The sequence below is a fragment of the Microbulbifer sp. A4B17 genome (assembly GCF_003076275.1).
Taxonomy (GTDB): Bacteria; Pseudomonadota; Gammaproteobacteria; order Pseudomonadales; family Cellvibrionaceae; genus Microbulbifer.
In genome coordinates this window covers 328,713-344,458 of record NZ_CP029064.1, presented here as the reverse complement: position 1 = coordinate 344,458, position 15,746 = coordinate 328,713, and the positions used below count along the sequence as shown (strand labels likewise).

The window sequence follows — 15,746 nt, the reverse complement described above, 5'->3', positions numbered from 1 at the left end:
AAGCTTTGTTATTGATCTAATGGGCAAGGCAATAAAGTAGGTTGCGAAGTATATCGAACAGCCTTTGGGGCAACAACGAATCAATATTCAAATAAATTTGCCTTAACATGCCATCAAACTATTATTTTTATCCAGCCCCCGGAATCATTGAGTATCGCCTAGATTCAGCACTGAATTACATATTATTACAAAGCAAGCTTATCAAAAAAATACCGCTAAATGCTTTCAAATTGATATTTGACTGTCAATCAATATCCATGACTAAAACCGTTCACTTATCCCCATTAAAAATTTGTTAAGTTTTACAAATCAAAAAAGGTGTCAGAGTCAAATAGTGCAAACAGGCATAACCCGTAACTGCTTAAAATAGCTTCTCGAAATTAGTGCCAGAGTCGATTAAATAACTCGAAAATAAGTTTGTTTTTAGCTTTCTCTTTGTTTAAATCATCACAGTTGCCACCGCGACGATAACCTGAACTACTGCAAATCGCGGTGGTAAGGGATTAACCACCAACATCACACGCCAACTAATGAGGGACATCCCATGGCTATCTACATGAACTTCAACAACAAAGCCATCAAAGGCAATGTTACTGCTTCCGGCTACGAGGACTGGATCGAAATTGACAGCTTCAACTTCGGTGTTGGGCGCGGCATTACCATGGAAGCTGGCGCCATGTCAAACCGTGAAGCTTCTCGTCCGAGCCTGAGCGAAGTAAGCTTCACCAAGCGCATTGATGCTGCTTCCGGCGGTCTGTTCAAGTCCTCCGTAACCGGTGACGAAGGTGTACCCGTAGAGATCCACGTAGTACAAACCGGTGCTAACTCTGTAGAGAAGTACGCTGTATACAAACTGGAAAACACTCTGATTTCCTCCTACAGCATCGGTGCTTCCGCTGGCGGCGCCCCGGCTGAATCTGTGTCCCTGAGCTACGCCAAAATTGAAGCGGACCTCAACCACGCAGATAAAACTAACAAGAACCCCAAAAATATGCGTGTTGGATACTGCCTGGAAACAGCCAAGCCGCTGTAAGACAGCAGAACCTGATCTGTATATACAATGGTCTGCAGAAACTTCTGCAGACCATTATTTAACAGTTATTTAGCTGAGCGCTTATTGAGTTTTCAGCTAAATATCTGAACGTATAACAACTAGTACTATTCTCCAAGGCACCGTAGGGATAGTAGGGGCTGCCCATGACTACATTAAATCAAGATAGAAGACTGATTGAGGTCGACAGCCCGCTCGGTACCGATGCGGTAATCGCTACCAGTTTGCAAGGCGAAGAGCATATATCCAAGCTATTCCGCTATGAAGTTCAACTCCTATCTGATGATCATGCAATAAGCCAGAAGGATATTGTTGGCAAGGACGTTACCATTTCTGTGCATCACTCAGAAACGCCTCGCTATATTAATGGTTACGTTACTCAATTATCCCTTCGCGATGTCAACGCTGAAGGGATACGCAGCTATAGTGCCACGATTCAACCGGGCCTTTGGTTTACCAGCCTCGGAGGCTCCAACAGAATTTTTGAAAAGAAATCTGCAAAACAGATTCTTGAAGAAGTTTTAGGCGAGTACAGTAAAGTTATTAAGTTGAGCGTTAAGTTAAATGCTGAATATATAACTCGTGAATATTGCGTACAGTTTGATGAAAGTGATTTTGAATTTATCAATCGCCTTATGGCTGAAGAAGGTATTTCCTACTACTTTAAGCACTCAAATGGGCAACACGAGCTTGTTCTTTGTGATGATAGCCAGGATTTCTATGACTGCGAAAGCGAACAGATAGAATACGATGGAAGTGGCAGCCATCCCACAAAAAATACCGTAAGTAGTTGGCAGCGAAATTTCAACTATCACGGCGGTGGCTTTGAACTGAAAGATTATTGCGAATTCACAGCAACAAAAGACAACAAGCAGCAGGTGAAAACCACCAGCCAGCTAAATGACGTCAGCAGTTATATGCGTAGTCTTTACGGACTTAATCATTTCCAGGCTGATGGTGAAAACAAACATAAATTCACAGATAGCTATCATAAAGCACTTGCTGAACGCTCAATGGAAGCGCAAGAAGCTTTATTTGATGTAAGCCACGGCCGCAGCGACTGTCCCTCATTTACCGCTGGCGGCCGTTTTAATTTTGACCACACACTCTCTTCAGAGAAAGGAAAGTACCTTATTACTTCCGTGCACATCTCTGCTGCAGATGGCAATAATACCGAAACACATTTTCACAATACCTTTAGCTGCATACCCTCCTCGGTAACCCCGAGACCTGAACCCAATATATTTGCTAAGAAGGTTCACTCTCCGCAAGTCGCGCGTGTTCTTGAAGTTAAGGCAACCACCTCTGACAGCTCCCAAGATCCCTACACCCAAATCAAGGTGAAGTTCCCATGGAATTCACAGCAGAACAGTTGCTGGGTACGGGTGATGCAGTCATTTGCCGGAAAGAATTGGGGAGCAAACTTTGTTCCCAGGGTAAATCAGGAAGTTATTGTTACTTACATTAATGGTGACCCAGATAGGCCGCTAATAACCGGGGCTGTATACAACGGCGATAATCCTGGCCCTAACTACACAGCAACTCAAAGTGGCTGGAAAACCGAATATGAAGGTAGCGCTTTTAATGAGCTTCGATTTGACGATAAAGGTGGAAGCGAAGAGGTCTATATGGAGGCAGGCAAAGACCATAACTTTGTCGTCCATAATGATCAAACAGGTAAAATAGAAAACAAGCAGACCCTTGAAGTTAAGCAGGACCGATCTATCACAGTTACTGATGGCAATGAGGTTGTCACCATCTCAAAGGGTGATCAAAAGCTCAATGTCAGCAAGGGCAATCAGGTTGTCACTATCGGTTCAGGAAATCATACACTCAAAGTCAGTAAAGGCTCTCAAACTACGGATGCAATGGGCGCAATTAAGATTTCCTCAAAAGCATCTATTGAATTAAAAGTGGGCGGCAGCAGCATCAAACTGACTCCTGCTGGTATCACCATCAAAGGAACAATGCTCTCCTGTAAGGGCGACGCTACCGCGGAGGTTAAGGGTGGCGGAATGCTGACCCTGAAAGGCGGCGTAACCATGATTAATTGATGGGGATATATCAATGACAGACCTCATTAAAGTAGAAGCTCTAACAGCGGATGAGCTACTTAAAAATTTTGAAGTTAGTGACGAAGCGGAAGAACACTTGGTACCAGATACTGCACCAGAGGTCAGTATAAATCGCCTCGTGGATGCAGGCTTGTTTCCTGACGCAATCAAATTACTTGCCCATGGGCTGCCAAAACGTGAAGCCGTGTGGTGGGCTTGCCTTGCTGCGCGAGATATCCAAGGCCCACAAACCGACGAAGACAATGTAAACGCGCTTAACGCCGCTGAGACCTGGGCCAAAAAACCCAGTGAAGAAGCCCGCTTACGCTGCAAGCTATTCGGTGAGAAGACAAAGCATAAAACACCAGCGAGCTGGGCAGCTACTGCAGCAAGCTGGTGCCATGGAAGTTTGGCCGCTGAAGGTGAACCGGTGGTTGAACCACCTGAGCACCTTTATGCGCACGCGGTTGCTGGCAGTGTAACACTTGCTGCTGTGCTATCTGACCCAGTTGATCCAAATAAAAGATTCATGCGCTATATGGAGCAAGGTCTCGACCTAGCTCGGGGCGGAAACGGCAGGGCTGAGGGATAAACTATGGGTAAGCCAGCTTCTCGTATAGGCGATATGCATGTATGTCCAATGGTCACCGGCACAGTCCCTCATGTAGGTGGTCCTGTACTGAGCCCTGGGGCTCCCACTGTTATTATCGGTGGAATGCCTTCAGCAACGGTAGGCAGCACATGTACCTGTGTAGGCCCACCCGATACGGTCGCTATGGGAAGCACTACAGTTATGTTGCAAAAAAAGCCAGCCGCTCGAATGGGCGATACTACGGGACATGGTGGAAAAATAGTTATTGGCTGCCCGACGGTATTAATTGGCGGCTGAATATGGCTAGATTTCTTTTATTGGCTGTAACAATACTTTCATCCACTAGCGGAGTATCTATGTCACTTTTTACAAAAGATGAGGTTTTCCTTTTTTCTCCCGTAAATGGCTATCTAACATATGAAAACTCACCAACTCAAAATACATCAGTAAAAAGAGTAGTGGAATGCGATGGGAAAACTTATGAAGATATTACGGTAACCGATAGTTACGGTCATTTTTCTTTTGAACCGCTAACAAAACTTGAGAGAAATTTGCTACCCAAAGAATTTGTTTCTCATCAAAAAATAATAGTCAACCATAAAGGGAAAGATTATTTAATTTGGGAAACAGTAAAAAGAAGCGAAGAATTGAATTCTGAACTTGAGGGTCAAAAACTGGATTTTGAATGTGAAATAACAGATGAATACAAATTTATTCATATGACATTTAATTCTGTGGGCACCAACTGCAAGCTTAAAACACAAGATAGTTAATAGTTCTCAAGCATCAATCAATTACCTACATATTATCTTCCAACTTATAAAAATAATGAGTCTTTAATAATAAAGACCTAATAATCAGCACGTATGCTACGTGTAAACACTTAATCATGAGCAGAAAACCATCTGGTCACGATATATATTCTTTCATATTTATTTATCGGAGTTAATTAGCAACAAACCACCGAGGTATTTCATATCACGGTTAGGAGGACTAAGATGGGAAGTACAATTACGCATAAAGATGCTGCTTTATTAGCAAGCTCAGTTTACGAAATTCAAAACGATAAATTCACCCCGCCAACTATTGATCGATTTAAAAACCAATGGGATCTTTCAGATCATGATGATGTAATTGAAGGCTCTTCTGGCACATTGTGGGTCATAAAGAAAAGAACAGGGTTTGGGGTTATAGCAAGGGGGAAGGGAGAATTTAAGGATGATGTACTCATTCTTCTAAGAGGGACGGACAATAATTTTGACTGGGCAACGGATGCAACCGTCGGATTTTCTCCATCTGAAACAGGGAGATTTGTTCACACCGGATTCAATAAATGTTTCGGTAGTATCTTACCAGAACTTAAAGAAAAAGTTATTTCTCTAGGTCACAATATTAGAACGATCCATTGCGTGGGGCATAGCCTTGGAGGTGCCCTAGCAACTCTCACAAGTGAGTGGCTAAAGAAATCAGGTTTATCCCCTACTGATAATATAAAGCTATATACTTTTGGCAGCCCAAGGGTTGGGGCCTTAAGCTTTGTTAAACTTATGACAAGTGAGTTAGACAAGGGTAAGAATATATACCGTGTATATCATAAAACTGATGTTGTCCCTATGGTTCCAATGTGGCCTTTTTACCATTTACCCTATGGTGAAAAAGCTTATTGCCTTAACAGCCCTGGAAACTCACCTTCAGGCGAGTATCATAAGATGGTTAGGTATATTGAAAGCGTAAACAAAGCCAGCTCTTGGAATACCATGTTTGAATTAGAACCAACTACCCCACCATCGGTAATTGAAAACTGGCTGAAATCTGATGGACCGATAAGTTTTACAATTAACACAATGGATATGATAAACAAAGCTATATCCTATGTAATTCTGAAAATCCTAAAGCTTACAGGAATTAGCATTCAACTGGGGTTGGCATCTGGTGTGACGCTATTGGATATGCTGGCTTATGTTCTACAGCAAGGAATTGATTTTTCCAAATCACTTTCATTATGGGTCTACAGCTTAATAAAGAAAATAATGATTCTTTTAGGCATGAAAATCAAAAAAGATATCAGCCTTACCTATCAATTTATTAGACACATTCTTACCTCGTTAAAACAGAAAATAGACCTCCTCGTTGAAAAGGCTGCGCGATCAATTTTTAGAGATGAGTAATACTAAATTATTCTAGATATGACTTGTAGAATAACTAAGTAAAAAAAGGAAATTCAGAATTCAAAAATCAGCAAGGGCTCGGTGGATTTTATCCCACCGAGCCAACTCAAAAATCTAAGATACGCTGTATGCGAAGTCCCCTTCCTCTGTAGCAGATACTTTAATTGTCTTAACTTCCTCACCACGTGCCATTTTATCCAGACACTCACTGGCCAATTCTGGCAACAGCGTTTTATTCAGGATAACTTCGATGTTCCGAGCACCGGTATCTGCCTCATGGCAACGAGCAACAATGTTAATCAGAACGTCTTCATCATAGCTAAAGGCAGCTCCGTAATGCTCATGAACACGCTTCTCAATTTTACGCATGTTAATTCTGCAAATTTCTACCAGATTTTCATCATCGAGAGGGTAGTAAGCAATTACATTGGCTCGACCAAGGAACGCGGGCTTGAATTTTTGCAGCAGCTGCGGACGGATATTATCCATTAAGACATCTGGCTCGGGCTTTTCTTCAACCTGATTAAAGATAGCCCTAATTGCATCCTCTCCTGCATTGGAGGTCATAATAATTACGGTGTTCTTGAAGTCAATATCCCGCCCTTCACCGTCTTTAATAGTCCCTTTATCAAACAGGTTATAGAAAACATCCTGTACACCCGGGTGAGCTTTTTCCATCTCATCCAGCAAGATTACAGAATAGGGCTTACGGCGTGCAGCTTCAGTAAGTACACCACCCTCTCCGTAGCCTACATAGCCGGGAGGAGAGCCCAACAGCATAGATACTTTATGCTCTTCCTTGAATTCAGCCATATTGATTGTGGTGATATTTTGCTCGCCACCGAACAGCTCATCCGCTAAAGCGAGAGCTGTCTCTGTTTTACCCACACCACTGGTACCACAGAACATAAACACACCCACCGGCTTACGCGGGTCAGTCAATCCGGCACGAGAGGTGCGAATAGCCTGAGCCACCGCCTCTATTGCATGGGGTTGGCCAATAACACGTTTGTTAAGGCGCTCCGCTAAAGTTTTTACCGCGATAATTTCATCGCTAACCATCTTACCTACTGGAATTCCGGTCCAGTTGGCAACTACTGCAGCGATAGCCTGTTCATCAACCGCAGGCTGCATCAACGGTGTATCTCCTTGGATTACTTCCAAATCAGCAGTTAATGTCTTGAGCTGTTGCTGATAATCAGCCAATAGGGCCTCATCAGGAGTTTCTTCACTGCCTTGGGCTTTCATGAATTCAATATCAATCTGATCACGAAGCTGCTGAATCTGTCCAATTAGTTCATTTTCTTTAAGGAGCTGCTGCTCGAGAACTTCCAATCGCTGCTCTTCAGAAGCTTTAAACGTTTTAAGCTCAGCTAGTTGCTCCTCATGCTCACCCATTGCTGCGTTTTCACGCTCGAGCTTTGCCAGGGTAGTATTTGTACGGTCAATATTAATACGAGCATCTTCAATCGCCCCTGGTGTAGCAGACTGACTGAGGGCGACACGGGCACAAGCTGTATCCAGGAGGCTAACAGACTTATCAGGCAGTTGGCGCCCTGGAATATAGCGATGGGATAACTTCACCGAAGCGATGATAGCTTCATCGAGAATTCGAACTTTGTGGTGTTCCTCCAGAGAGGTTGCAATACCACGCATCATATCAATGGCATTACTCTCATCTGGTTCTTCAACTTTTACTACCTGGAATCGGCGTGTTAAAGCGGGATCGCGCTCAAAATATTTTTTATATTCCGCCCAGGTCGTCGCAGCTAAAGTGCGGAGTTCTCCACGAGCCAGGGCTGGTTTCAGTAAATTGGCTGCATCACCTTGGCCTTCCTTACCACCAGCACCAATCATCGTGTGTGCTTCATCAATAAATAAAATTATTGGCGTAGCGGAAGCTCGTACCTCTGAAATTACTGACTTCAGACGATTTTCAAATTCGCCTTTGACGCTTGCACCAGCTTGAAGTAACCCCAGGTCCAGTGTGCGTACTGCAACGCCCCGAAGAGGCTCAGGTACATCGCCGCTAGCAATGCGGAGAGCAAAACCTTCAACAACTGCGGTCTTACCAACACCTGCTTCACCAGTGAGAATTGGATTGTTTTGGCGACGTCGGGTAAGTATATCGATACATTGGCGAATTTCCTCATCACGCCCAAGTACAGGATCAATCTCACCTTTTTTTGCTCTCTCAGTTAAATTGATCGTGTATTTATCTAACGCCGGTGCCTTTGTAGCTGCAGCAGCAACTGCAGCGGCCCCATCATCCATATCCGAAGTAGCGCCAATATGGCTGGATTCACCACTTTGTCCAAACATCGCGCGAGCTGTTTCACGAATAGACTCAGGAGCTATCTCCTTCAGTTCGGGACAGGACTCTAAGATCTGGCGACGGGAGGTCTCTTCCAGTAATAGTGCAGCCAAAAAATGACCAGAGCTGATTGCTCTATGTCCATAGTCAATAGAAGCGAGCATCCAGGCATTCTTTGCTGCTTCTACAATGGTAGGAGACAGCGCGGGAGGACGACTGCTGCCAGCCCGAAATCCGGCAATTGCAGTAGCCAATTGCTTAGCAAAATTTGCAGGATTACAGTCGTGTTTTTCCAACAGGTGATACAGGTCTGTATCTGACTGATCCAAAAGTTTCAGCAACCAATGCTCTAACTCAACGTTATACTGGTTTTGCGACAGGCAAAGTCCAGCGGCACCCTCAAGTGAGTCACGCATATGGGGGGTCATGGTATCAACCAATCGCTTCAAATCGATATTGATCACGTTGAATATCCTTTCCTAAATAATGATGTTGTTAATTTTACTTATGCAGCAGGTAAAGCTTCATCAGGTGAAATATTGTCTGCACTCAAAGTTATCTGAACCAGTTTTTCACCATCCTGTTCACTGGCCATGTGAGTATTCCATCCAAGTAAAGGTTCATTCTCAGCTTTTCTATTTAACTGAATCGGTGCTACTTGACTCGTTGAAAGTGTCACCGACAACTCAAAATCCAACTCAACGCCGGCGCTAAAGCGTATAAATTCCTTGAGTGCCTCTAACTTTTTTGTACCGGGCGCAATAGTCATGAATTGCTCATAAGGCATCGAATCAATAATTACCTGAAATTTATTCTGAGCTTGAAAACAATGAGTACCCAGAATTGTATTTACTCCTAGACAGTTATTGATACCTTTGGGCGCCTGGATACTGGGTAATCGGCACAAAATGTCATCGGGCAACTCATCCCACTGCCCCTGAAACTGCTCGATACTTACCGTTAAATCAAAATAATGCTTGATCATGCTAGATAAAGCGGTGGCAGAACAGCGCCCGCTGGAAAGGTGCCCCCCCATTCCCACAAGAGCTTCGTCTGGTATGGGCATGCGATAGCGCATCTCAGTAGTACCAAGGCCTGCCAGCGATGCAAGAGCTTGGGTAAATTTGTCTGGCTCTCGGGAATTTTGTAAGCGCTGCCGTTCATAATTCGCCGGCAACTGGTATTTATGCCAAGCTTGATAAAAAAGTGAAATACTGCGGTGATTAAACATATCCAGAAAATCACGCAATGCAGTATTGTTTTCTCGAAGCTCTCTTTGTACCAGCTCTGTCAGGTAATAAGGCATTACACCCTGACTACCAATTAACCCAGTAAACCCCACCTCCATATGCCATTGATGCGTTTCGCTTTCACCAGGATCTTCGTGTTCAACAGTCTTTTTTTCTAGACGTAAAACATCCGAGCTTACAAAAGACAACCCGGACTGGGCACTAAACCGTATCAACTCTTTAGCCGGAGGAGCCGCACTGGCTATAGGCTCTTTACTAAAGTCGGTACCTGCCAAATGTACCGAACGCTCGACCAACCTTACCGCTTGAAAAAAATCGAAGTTATAAGGTTCTCGGCGTAAACGCTCAATTACAGTAAAGCTTTTTCGCCGGCGCGAGGTGGCCATCGCTTCAACTCCCCATCTCGACCACTCATAGTGGCAATTAATTTTGTAAATGAATTAATCGAACAATATAAACCAAGGAAGCGTTCTATTACGCTGGCAAATAACAACGGGCTTGTTCCGGTCAACATCATGGAATCAAGCTCGATCTCAACTTCTGTGCCACGGCATAAAACTACACTTTGATCAATCTGAATCGGAGCAGTAACTGGTTTCGTATTAAGCTTTAATAATGACTCAATGAGATTGCGTGTACTGGCTGAATCACGAAAATCATAAAGCCTAAAAATTTCTTTAAGGGCATTACAGCCCCCAGGACCAGATAGAGAAAGGTGATTCAGGTTGAGGTGAGAAATTAACCGCCAATATCCTCGCTCTCGCCTAGGCGGTCTCACCGTCGCTGTTGGAGAAACCACACAGCTGATTCTACTTACCGGTAAATCTCCATCAACTACTTCTAAATATGGTTGGGCATTACCACTGGGTAGCTTCTTGGCTAAATTTCGATTACAGCAAGTTAGCTTAATATCTAGCGTTTGGTCACTAATTCTATGCGGGTTAAAATCAAGATCGACTAAATTAATATCAATTTCTGATGCTTGTTCATTCCGGTGCTCCCCTTCAATAACATCTCTGCGGCGACTAAACCAAAAAGCAGACTGATCAGCATGATGCTGACTGTGCTGGATACCGTAAAAAGGGCGGTATTTGTTTGTCTCTCCATCACCATTTGTAGCCGCAACTTCATCAACTGAATAAATTTCCAAACCATCACTTCGACGAGCGTCGGGAACCACATGATAACTATACTGGGAGTGATTAAGTGGAATTGGGTCTGCACTTTGCTTGAACAAATTAACAGCCGGTGCACAACCTAAAGCAAACATACTTGGGCTAAGTTGCTTCTCCAACTCCTCATGAGTTTCAGAAAGATAGAAATAAAGATTTAACGTATCTTCAAAATTCTCGTTTAGCGCCTCACCAATGTTCAATATATCCAAGAATAGGAATTTTTCTGGAAACGCGAAATACTCAGTTAGGAGTCTATATCCTACAAATGCGGTATCAGGGTACGGTAACAAACCCTCATCTGGGCTAAGACCCACTTGGCTTATTTCATCTGGAGAAAGGAAAGTTGGCTTTGGGTCACTCTCTCCATTAGCAACAACCAGTCGCACGCATTTACTAAGAAGTAAATCATACAAACTATAGATATGGGATGGTTGGCCACGTAAAAAGAAACGGAGACTCTCCGGATTCAATTCAGAAAACTTTATGCTTGGACTAAAAGTTTTCAAAGATAGCTTTAAAACCGCATTAGCTCCCTGGATATCATTACAACCAGGCGCTATAAAAGGCCTTGGCATTAGCGTGGCACTTACGGCCTGGAATGGGCAAATTTCAGCCGGATAACAGGTTGTAAAGCGACAGGTTTGGCCATGAAAACTATCACTTTCCAATAATGTTTTTGTTTCTACCTGGGTTATGGCATCGAGGTCCTTCTCAGGTTCAAACTGGACAATTGCGCAGGACGGAATAGGACGAAGATAATGAGGATATAGAGTCTCCAGCATTGCATCTGTCAACTCAGGAAAATCATCACTCAGCTTTTGCTGTACTCGAGCATTCATATAAGCGAAGCCGGACAACAGTCGTCCGACCAGAGGATCATCGACTGTGTCTGCATCCAATTGAAGCCTGGATGCTGCAGCAGGATGCATTTTTGCGAATTCAGCAGATGTTTGCTGAATAAATGCGAGTTCTCGCTCGTAGAGGTCTATTAATTTTTCACTCATCACATAATCTCAGAGACATCCACCAGCTGGGTAACTGGATTGAGTGCCGAATCAAATACAATAATTTCCGATGCTGGATTTACATGTAATACAGCCTCAACACGAAAGCGTATACTGGGATCCTCAACATCCACTTTGTCTTGAGTTGTTACTTTGACCGAACGTATCCTTGGTTCAAAATTTAATATCGTTTTCTCAATATCTCGACAAAACTGTTTTCGACTTGCTGCTGAAGACAAGTTTACTGTCGATAAATCCGGCAACCCATAGTTAATATTTGATTGCTGTAAACTCTCATGTGTTGACGGTGCAGAAATACATTTATATCTAGTATTAAATAGATATTCCAAATCGCGACGCACTCCTTCACGCAACTGTCTCAACACTTGATGGGACTGGTGAACGTCCAACTTACTGGATGACTGTAATAAGCGGTCCAATACCGGGGCCAATAAGCGTTTTTCTCTCACCATAGTAATTAACTAGCTCCGACGCCAATTGTGGCCAATGCTGTTGTCAGCTTTAACTCAGATACAAGATGATCAACGGTATAATGACTTTTCAGATGGATTATACTTTGATAGCTTCCAGCTTTTCCCGGCTCATCTGCCACTTGGACACGTGACTCCCTTAATGGATAACGAGCTTGCATTTCCCAAGAAAGGTCGTCTCTACCTGTCGTATATTCATCCAGCCAACGCTGCAATTGCCGCTCACAGTCTGCGGCATTCATATAGGCACCCACCTTATCCCTAATCATTACCTTGATATAATGAGCAAATCGAGAAGCGCAAAGTATTTGTTGCAACATTGAGCTAATACGAGCATTAGCTGAAGCGGCTTTTGAAGTATATTGCTTCGGCCTTTGCAATGACGGAACACTATTAAAAGCACTGTATGGAGTGTCATAGCAGTGACTCAAACACACATAGCCCAATTCACTTAGGTCCCGCTCTGCAAAATCAGTTATCAAAATAGAGGTGGCCATTTTGATCATGCCTGGAGTGCTGTCTGGTCTGTAAGGTATCATCGGCAGCTGAGTCACAAGCCCTCCACCTAAATGGTCACGTGCAACTCCCCTAATATGTGAAAACCATCCGACTTCGCTAAACTCTCTGAGCAATACAGCGCCCAAAGCAAAGCAGGCATTACCCCATAAGTAGTTTTGATTATGTGTTGCCCGTACCTGTTCCTGAAATCTCAGTCCTCGATAAGAGGAAAACTCCTGATTATAGGGATCTCTCATCAGAATCTGTGGGAGGGTCAAAGCAATAAATCGACTATCTTCCAGGTCCCTAAGACCGTTCCATCGAATATATTCTTTTTGACGGAAAACCTCAGAAAAATTAATAGGCTTTGCCAAGTCGGAGAAGTAGTCAACTCCAAAAAGCTGTGGTGCTGAAGCACAGACAAAAGGTGCAAATGCCGCAGCTGCGGTATGTGCAATCCCCTGCAAAGTAAAGACATCATCATAAGGATGATCAGGCAGAGGGCGATGAGATACGTAGTAATCCCCTAGCAACAAGCCAAAAGGTTCCCCTCCCGGGGTACCGAATTCTTCATTGTATACAAGGTGAAAGAGACCAGACTGATCAAAATCCGGAGCCCGCTCTATATCTTTTGCAAGATCTTTCCAGCTGGCATCCAAAAGCTTAATTTTTATATTCTCAGTATGGGGCGTATCAAACACCAATAGCGACAGACCTCGCCAACTCGCTTCAAGTCTCTGAAATTTTTTCTGATGAATAATACGGTTTAATTGGTCACAGATTATCTCGTCCAGCTCAACGATAATCCTACTTAAATACTGGCGAACAGAATAATTCTCTCTATTCGTACAAGGACACAACTCAGTCAACCAGTACTCAAATGCAAATAGATCATCCGGTTCCTGCAGAAATTTACGTAACTCACTCTGCTGCCCTCTCGCCAATTTTTCCGGTAGAACATCAGATTGATCTTCCGATATTTGGTCATGTGCTGCACGGGGCACCGGTATACTCCAACAAGAATTATTATTTGAATAAATGACTGTAAAACTCAGGCTTTGAATAAAGCCTTGTGAAGAGGGAGCCCACCCCTAAAGGGGTGAGCTCGGAACCTTATCCCGCAGATGGGATATTGGCCACCATACGCAAGGAAGTCGTCAATTCTTCCATCTGCAACCAGGGTCTCAGATAGGCAATTGCACTGTAGCATCCAGGTTGACCCGGAATTTCTTTTACTTCCACGCGAGCCTCAGAAAGCGGGTACTTCGCTTTCATTTCAGGACTCGCTTCTGGGTTGGAGTTAGTGTACTGGGAGATCCATTTATTCAACCAACGCTCGCAGTCACCGGCTTCCATAAAGGAACCAACTTTATCACGCGCCATTACCTTGAGGTAATGTGCAATACGAGAAGTAGCCATCAAATAAGGCAGGCGAGCAGAGATAGCTGCGTTAGCAGTTGCATCAGGATCATCGTACGCCTTTGGCTTTTGCGCACTTTGAGCACCGAAGAATACAGAGTAATCTGTGTTCTTATAGTGACACAGAGGCAAGAAGCCTTGAGCACTCAGTTCAGCTTCACGGCGATCGGTAATACCAATCTCGGTTGGGCATTTCTGATCGAGATCACCATCGTCACTCTTAAATACGTGAGATGGAAGTCCCTCTACCTTACCGCCACCCTCAGCACCACGGATAGCAGTACACCAGGAGTTCTCTGCGAATGCTTTAGTCATGGTGGTACCCATAACATAAGAGGCATTCATCCAGCAGTATTGGTCATGCTCTGCTGGACGGGACACGCCATCTTCATCCACTTCAAACTCTTCAAAGTCAAAAGCTTCAATCGGCTTGGTATTTGCGCCGTAAGGGGTGCGGGCCAGAGTACGCGGCATTACCAAAGTTACAAAACGAGAGTCTTCACTATCGCGGAAGCTGCGCCACTTAATGTACTCGGCAGATTCGAAAATACCACCCAGATCTCTCGGCTTGGAAAGCTCGGTATAGTCATCAAAACCAAACATACCGGAGCCAGCAGCGGCAACAAACGGACAGAAGCCGGCAGCTGCAACATTAGACATCTTACTCAGAAGCTCGATATCTTCAGGATGACTGGTGAATTCAAAATCACCAATCATTACGCCGTATGGTTCACCACCAGCGGTACCAAACTCCTCTTCGTAGATCTTTTTGAAAGTCTGGCTCTGGTCGAACTCAACAGCTTTATCCAGATCGCGGAACAGCTCACGCTTGCTCAGGTTGAGCATGCGGATTTTCATAGTAGCACCGGTTTCTGAATTCATAACCAGGTGGTTCAGACCACGCCATGACCCTTCCAGCTTCTGGAATTTCTCATCGTGCAAAATAGCAGACAACTGCTTGGACATCGCTTTGTCGATGGCACTTACAGCGGTCTTAATTGTCTGGGTCAGATTGCGGTCCCAGGTAACTGTGCCTTTCATTACCTGCTCGGTTAGGTTAGCAAGCAGGTCTTGAGCCTCTTGGGGCTCAGTTTGTTTGGTGGCGGCAATCGCCTGATCCAGAAGACTCGCCGACTGTTCTTCTGCCTCACTGCCCGCGACGTTTTCTACTTCAGTACTCATTCTGAATCCTCTCCTTTATCCTCGTTCAAACCCAGCTGCTCTGAAATAGCGCTGACGTTTTCCGTACTTTTGAGGATATCCTCAAGTACTTTTTCAAGCTCTTCTGAACGATCAGCTTTACTCAGCAGGTCACGCAGCTTGCTGCGAGCTTCGAGTAATTGTTTTAGGGGCTCAACCTGCTCGACAATTTGTTCTGGCGAAAAATCGTCCATGTTGTTGAAGTCAAGATTAACAGCCATCTTACTGCCATCACCTGACAAAGTGTTTTCCACCTGCAGATCCAGCTTCGGATTAACTTTACCCATTACATCGTTGAAGTTATCGCGGTCAATCTGGATGAACTTACGATCTTTCAGTGCCTTGCGGTTCTCTGCATTATCGCCAGAGTAATCACCCATAACACCAGCCACAAAAGGAAGCTCCTTCTTGACTTCGGCTCCGTTAGTTTCAACATCGTAAGTAATATGTACACGAGGCTTGCGCACACGCTTGAGTTTGTTGTGGATGCTTTCAGACATCTAAGGTCTCCTTTCCGACTTTAGGGACTG

General features: G+C 44.2%; 13 protein-coding genes. 6 read left to right on the top strand and 7 right to left on the bottom strand.

The genetic code is table 11. The annotated features are described in order from the left end of the window. Positions 1 to 544 precede the first annotated feature (544 nt). From BTJ40_RS01585 to BTJ40_RS01560, 6 genes are all read left to right on the top strand, one after another. Positions 545 to 1,033 carry a type VI secretion system tube protein Hcp gene (locus tag BTJ40_RS01585; protein WP_108731477.1) on the top strand — a complete coding sequence of 163 codons (489 nt, stop codon included), beginning with the start codon at positions 545 to 547 and terminating at the stop codon, positions 1,031 to 1,033. Between the two features lie 164 nt (positions 1,034 to 1,197). Then, the gene (locus tag BTJ40_RS01580) at positions 1,198 to 3,105 is read left to right on the top strand and encodes a type VI secretion system Vgr family protein (RefSeq protein ID WP_108731476.1); all 1,908 of its coding nucleotides are present in this window, start codon (positions 1,198 to 1,200) and stop codon (positions 3,103 to 3,105) included. 13 nt (positions 3,106 to 3,118) lie between these two features. Beyond that, on the top strand, positions 3,119 to 3,697 hold the full coding sequence (locus BTJ40_RS01575) for a hypothetical protein (protein WP_108731475.1): 579 nt from the start codon (positions 3,119 to 3,121) through the stop codon (positions 3,695 to 3,697). 3 nt (positions 3,698 to 3,700) lie between these two features. Then, positions 3,701 to 3,994 carry a PAAR domain-containing protein gene (locus BTJ40_RS01570; RefSeq protein ID WP_108731474.1) on the top strand — a complete coding sequence of 98 codons (294 nt, stop codon included), beginning with the start codon at positions 3,701 to 3,703 and terminating at the stop codon, positions 3,992 to 3,994. 2 nt (positions 3,995 to 3,996) lie between these two features. Further along, entirely contained in the window at positions 3,997 to 4,470 is a 474-nt protein-coding gene (locus tag BTJ40_RS01565; protein ID WP_157953855.1) for a DUF6795 domain-containing protein, read from the top strand. A 225-nt stretch (positions 4,471 to 4,695) separates the two neighbouring features. Further along, positions 4,696 to 5,865, top strand: coding sequence for a lipase family protein (locus tag BTJ40_RS01560; protein ID WP_108731472.1), 1,170 nt, complete (start codon positions 4,696 to 4,698; stop codon positions 5,863 to 5,865). Between the two features lie 114 nt (positions 5,866 to 5,979). Here the strand turns inward: BTJ40_RS01560 and tssH are convergent, their stop codons facing one another. The 7 genes from tssH to tssB all read right to left on the bottom strand — a co-directional run bounded on the left by tssH (position 5,980) and on the right by tssB (position 15,716). After that, positions 5,980 to 8,643, bottom strand: a complete 2,664-nt coding sequence (gene tssH, locus BTJ40_RS01555) for a type VI secretion system ATPase TssH (RefSeq protein ID WP_192879369.1) — start codon at positions 8,641 to 8,643, stop codon at positions 5,980 to 5,982. A 41-nt stretch (positions 8,644 to 8,684) separates the two neighbouring features. Next, on the bottom strand, positions 8,685 to 9,815 hold the full coding sequence (tssG, locus tag BTJ40_RS01550; protein ID WP_108731471.1) for a type VI secretion system baseplate subunit TssG: 1,131 nt from the start codon (positions 9,813 to 9,815) through the stop codon (positions 8,685 to 8,687). Further along, positions 9,779 to 11,608 (bottom strand): type VI secretion system baseplate subunit TssF, encoded by a 1,830-nt coding sequence (tssF, locus tag BTJ40_RS01545; protein WP_108731470.1) that lies wholly within the window; start codon positions 11,606 to 11,608, stop codon positions 9,779 to 9,781. The genes tssG and tssF overlap by 37 nt, the downstream gene beginning before the upstream one ends. Continuing rightward, complete coding sequence (gene tssE / locus BTJ40_RS01540; protein ID WP_108731469.1) at positions 11,608 to 12,081, bottom strand: type VI secretion system baseplate subunit TssE; 474 nt, start codon at positions 12,079 to 12,081, stop codon at positions 11,608 to 11,610. Before tssE ends, tssF begins: the two co-directional genes overlap by 1 nt. Before the next feature lie 5 nt (positions 12,082 to 12,086). Further along, positions 12,087 to 13,601 (bottom strand): type VI secretion system contractile sheath large subunit, encoded by a 1,515-nt coding sequence (tssC, locus tag BTJ40_RS01535; protein ID WP_238152102.1) that lies wholly within the window; start codon positions 13,599 to 13,601, stop codon positions 12,087 to 12,089. 109 nt (positions 13,602 to 13,710) lie between these two features. Beyond that, a complete protein-coding gene (tssC, locus tag BTJ40_RS01530) occupies positions 13,711 to 15,198 on the bottom strand; it encodes a type VI secretion system contractile sheath large subunit (protein WP_108731468.1) in 1,488 nt (495 codons plus the stop codon). Then, complete coding sequence (gene tssB, locus BTJ40_RS01525; RefSeq protein ID WP_108731467.1) at positions 15,195 to 15,716, bottom strand: type VI secretion system contractile sheath small subunit; 522 nt, start codon at positions 15,714 to 15,716, stop codon at positions 15,195 to 15,197. The genes tssC (BTJ40_RS01530) and tssB overlap by 4 nt, the downstream gene beginning before the upstream one ends. Positions 15,717 to 15,746 lie beyond the last annotated feature (30 nt).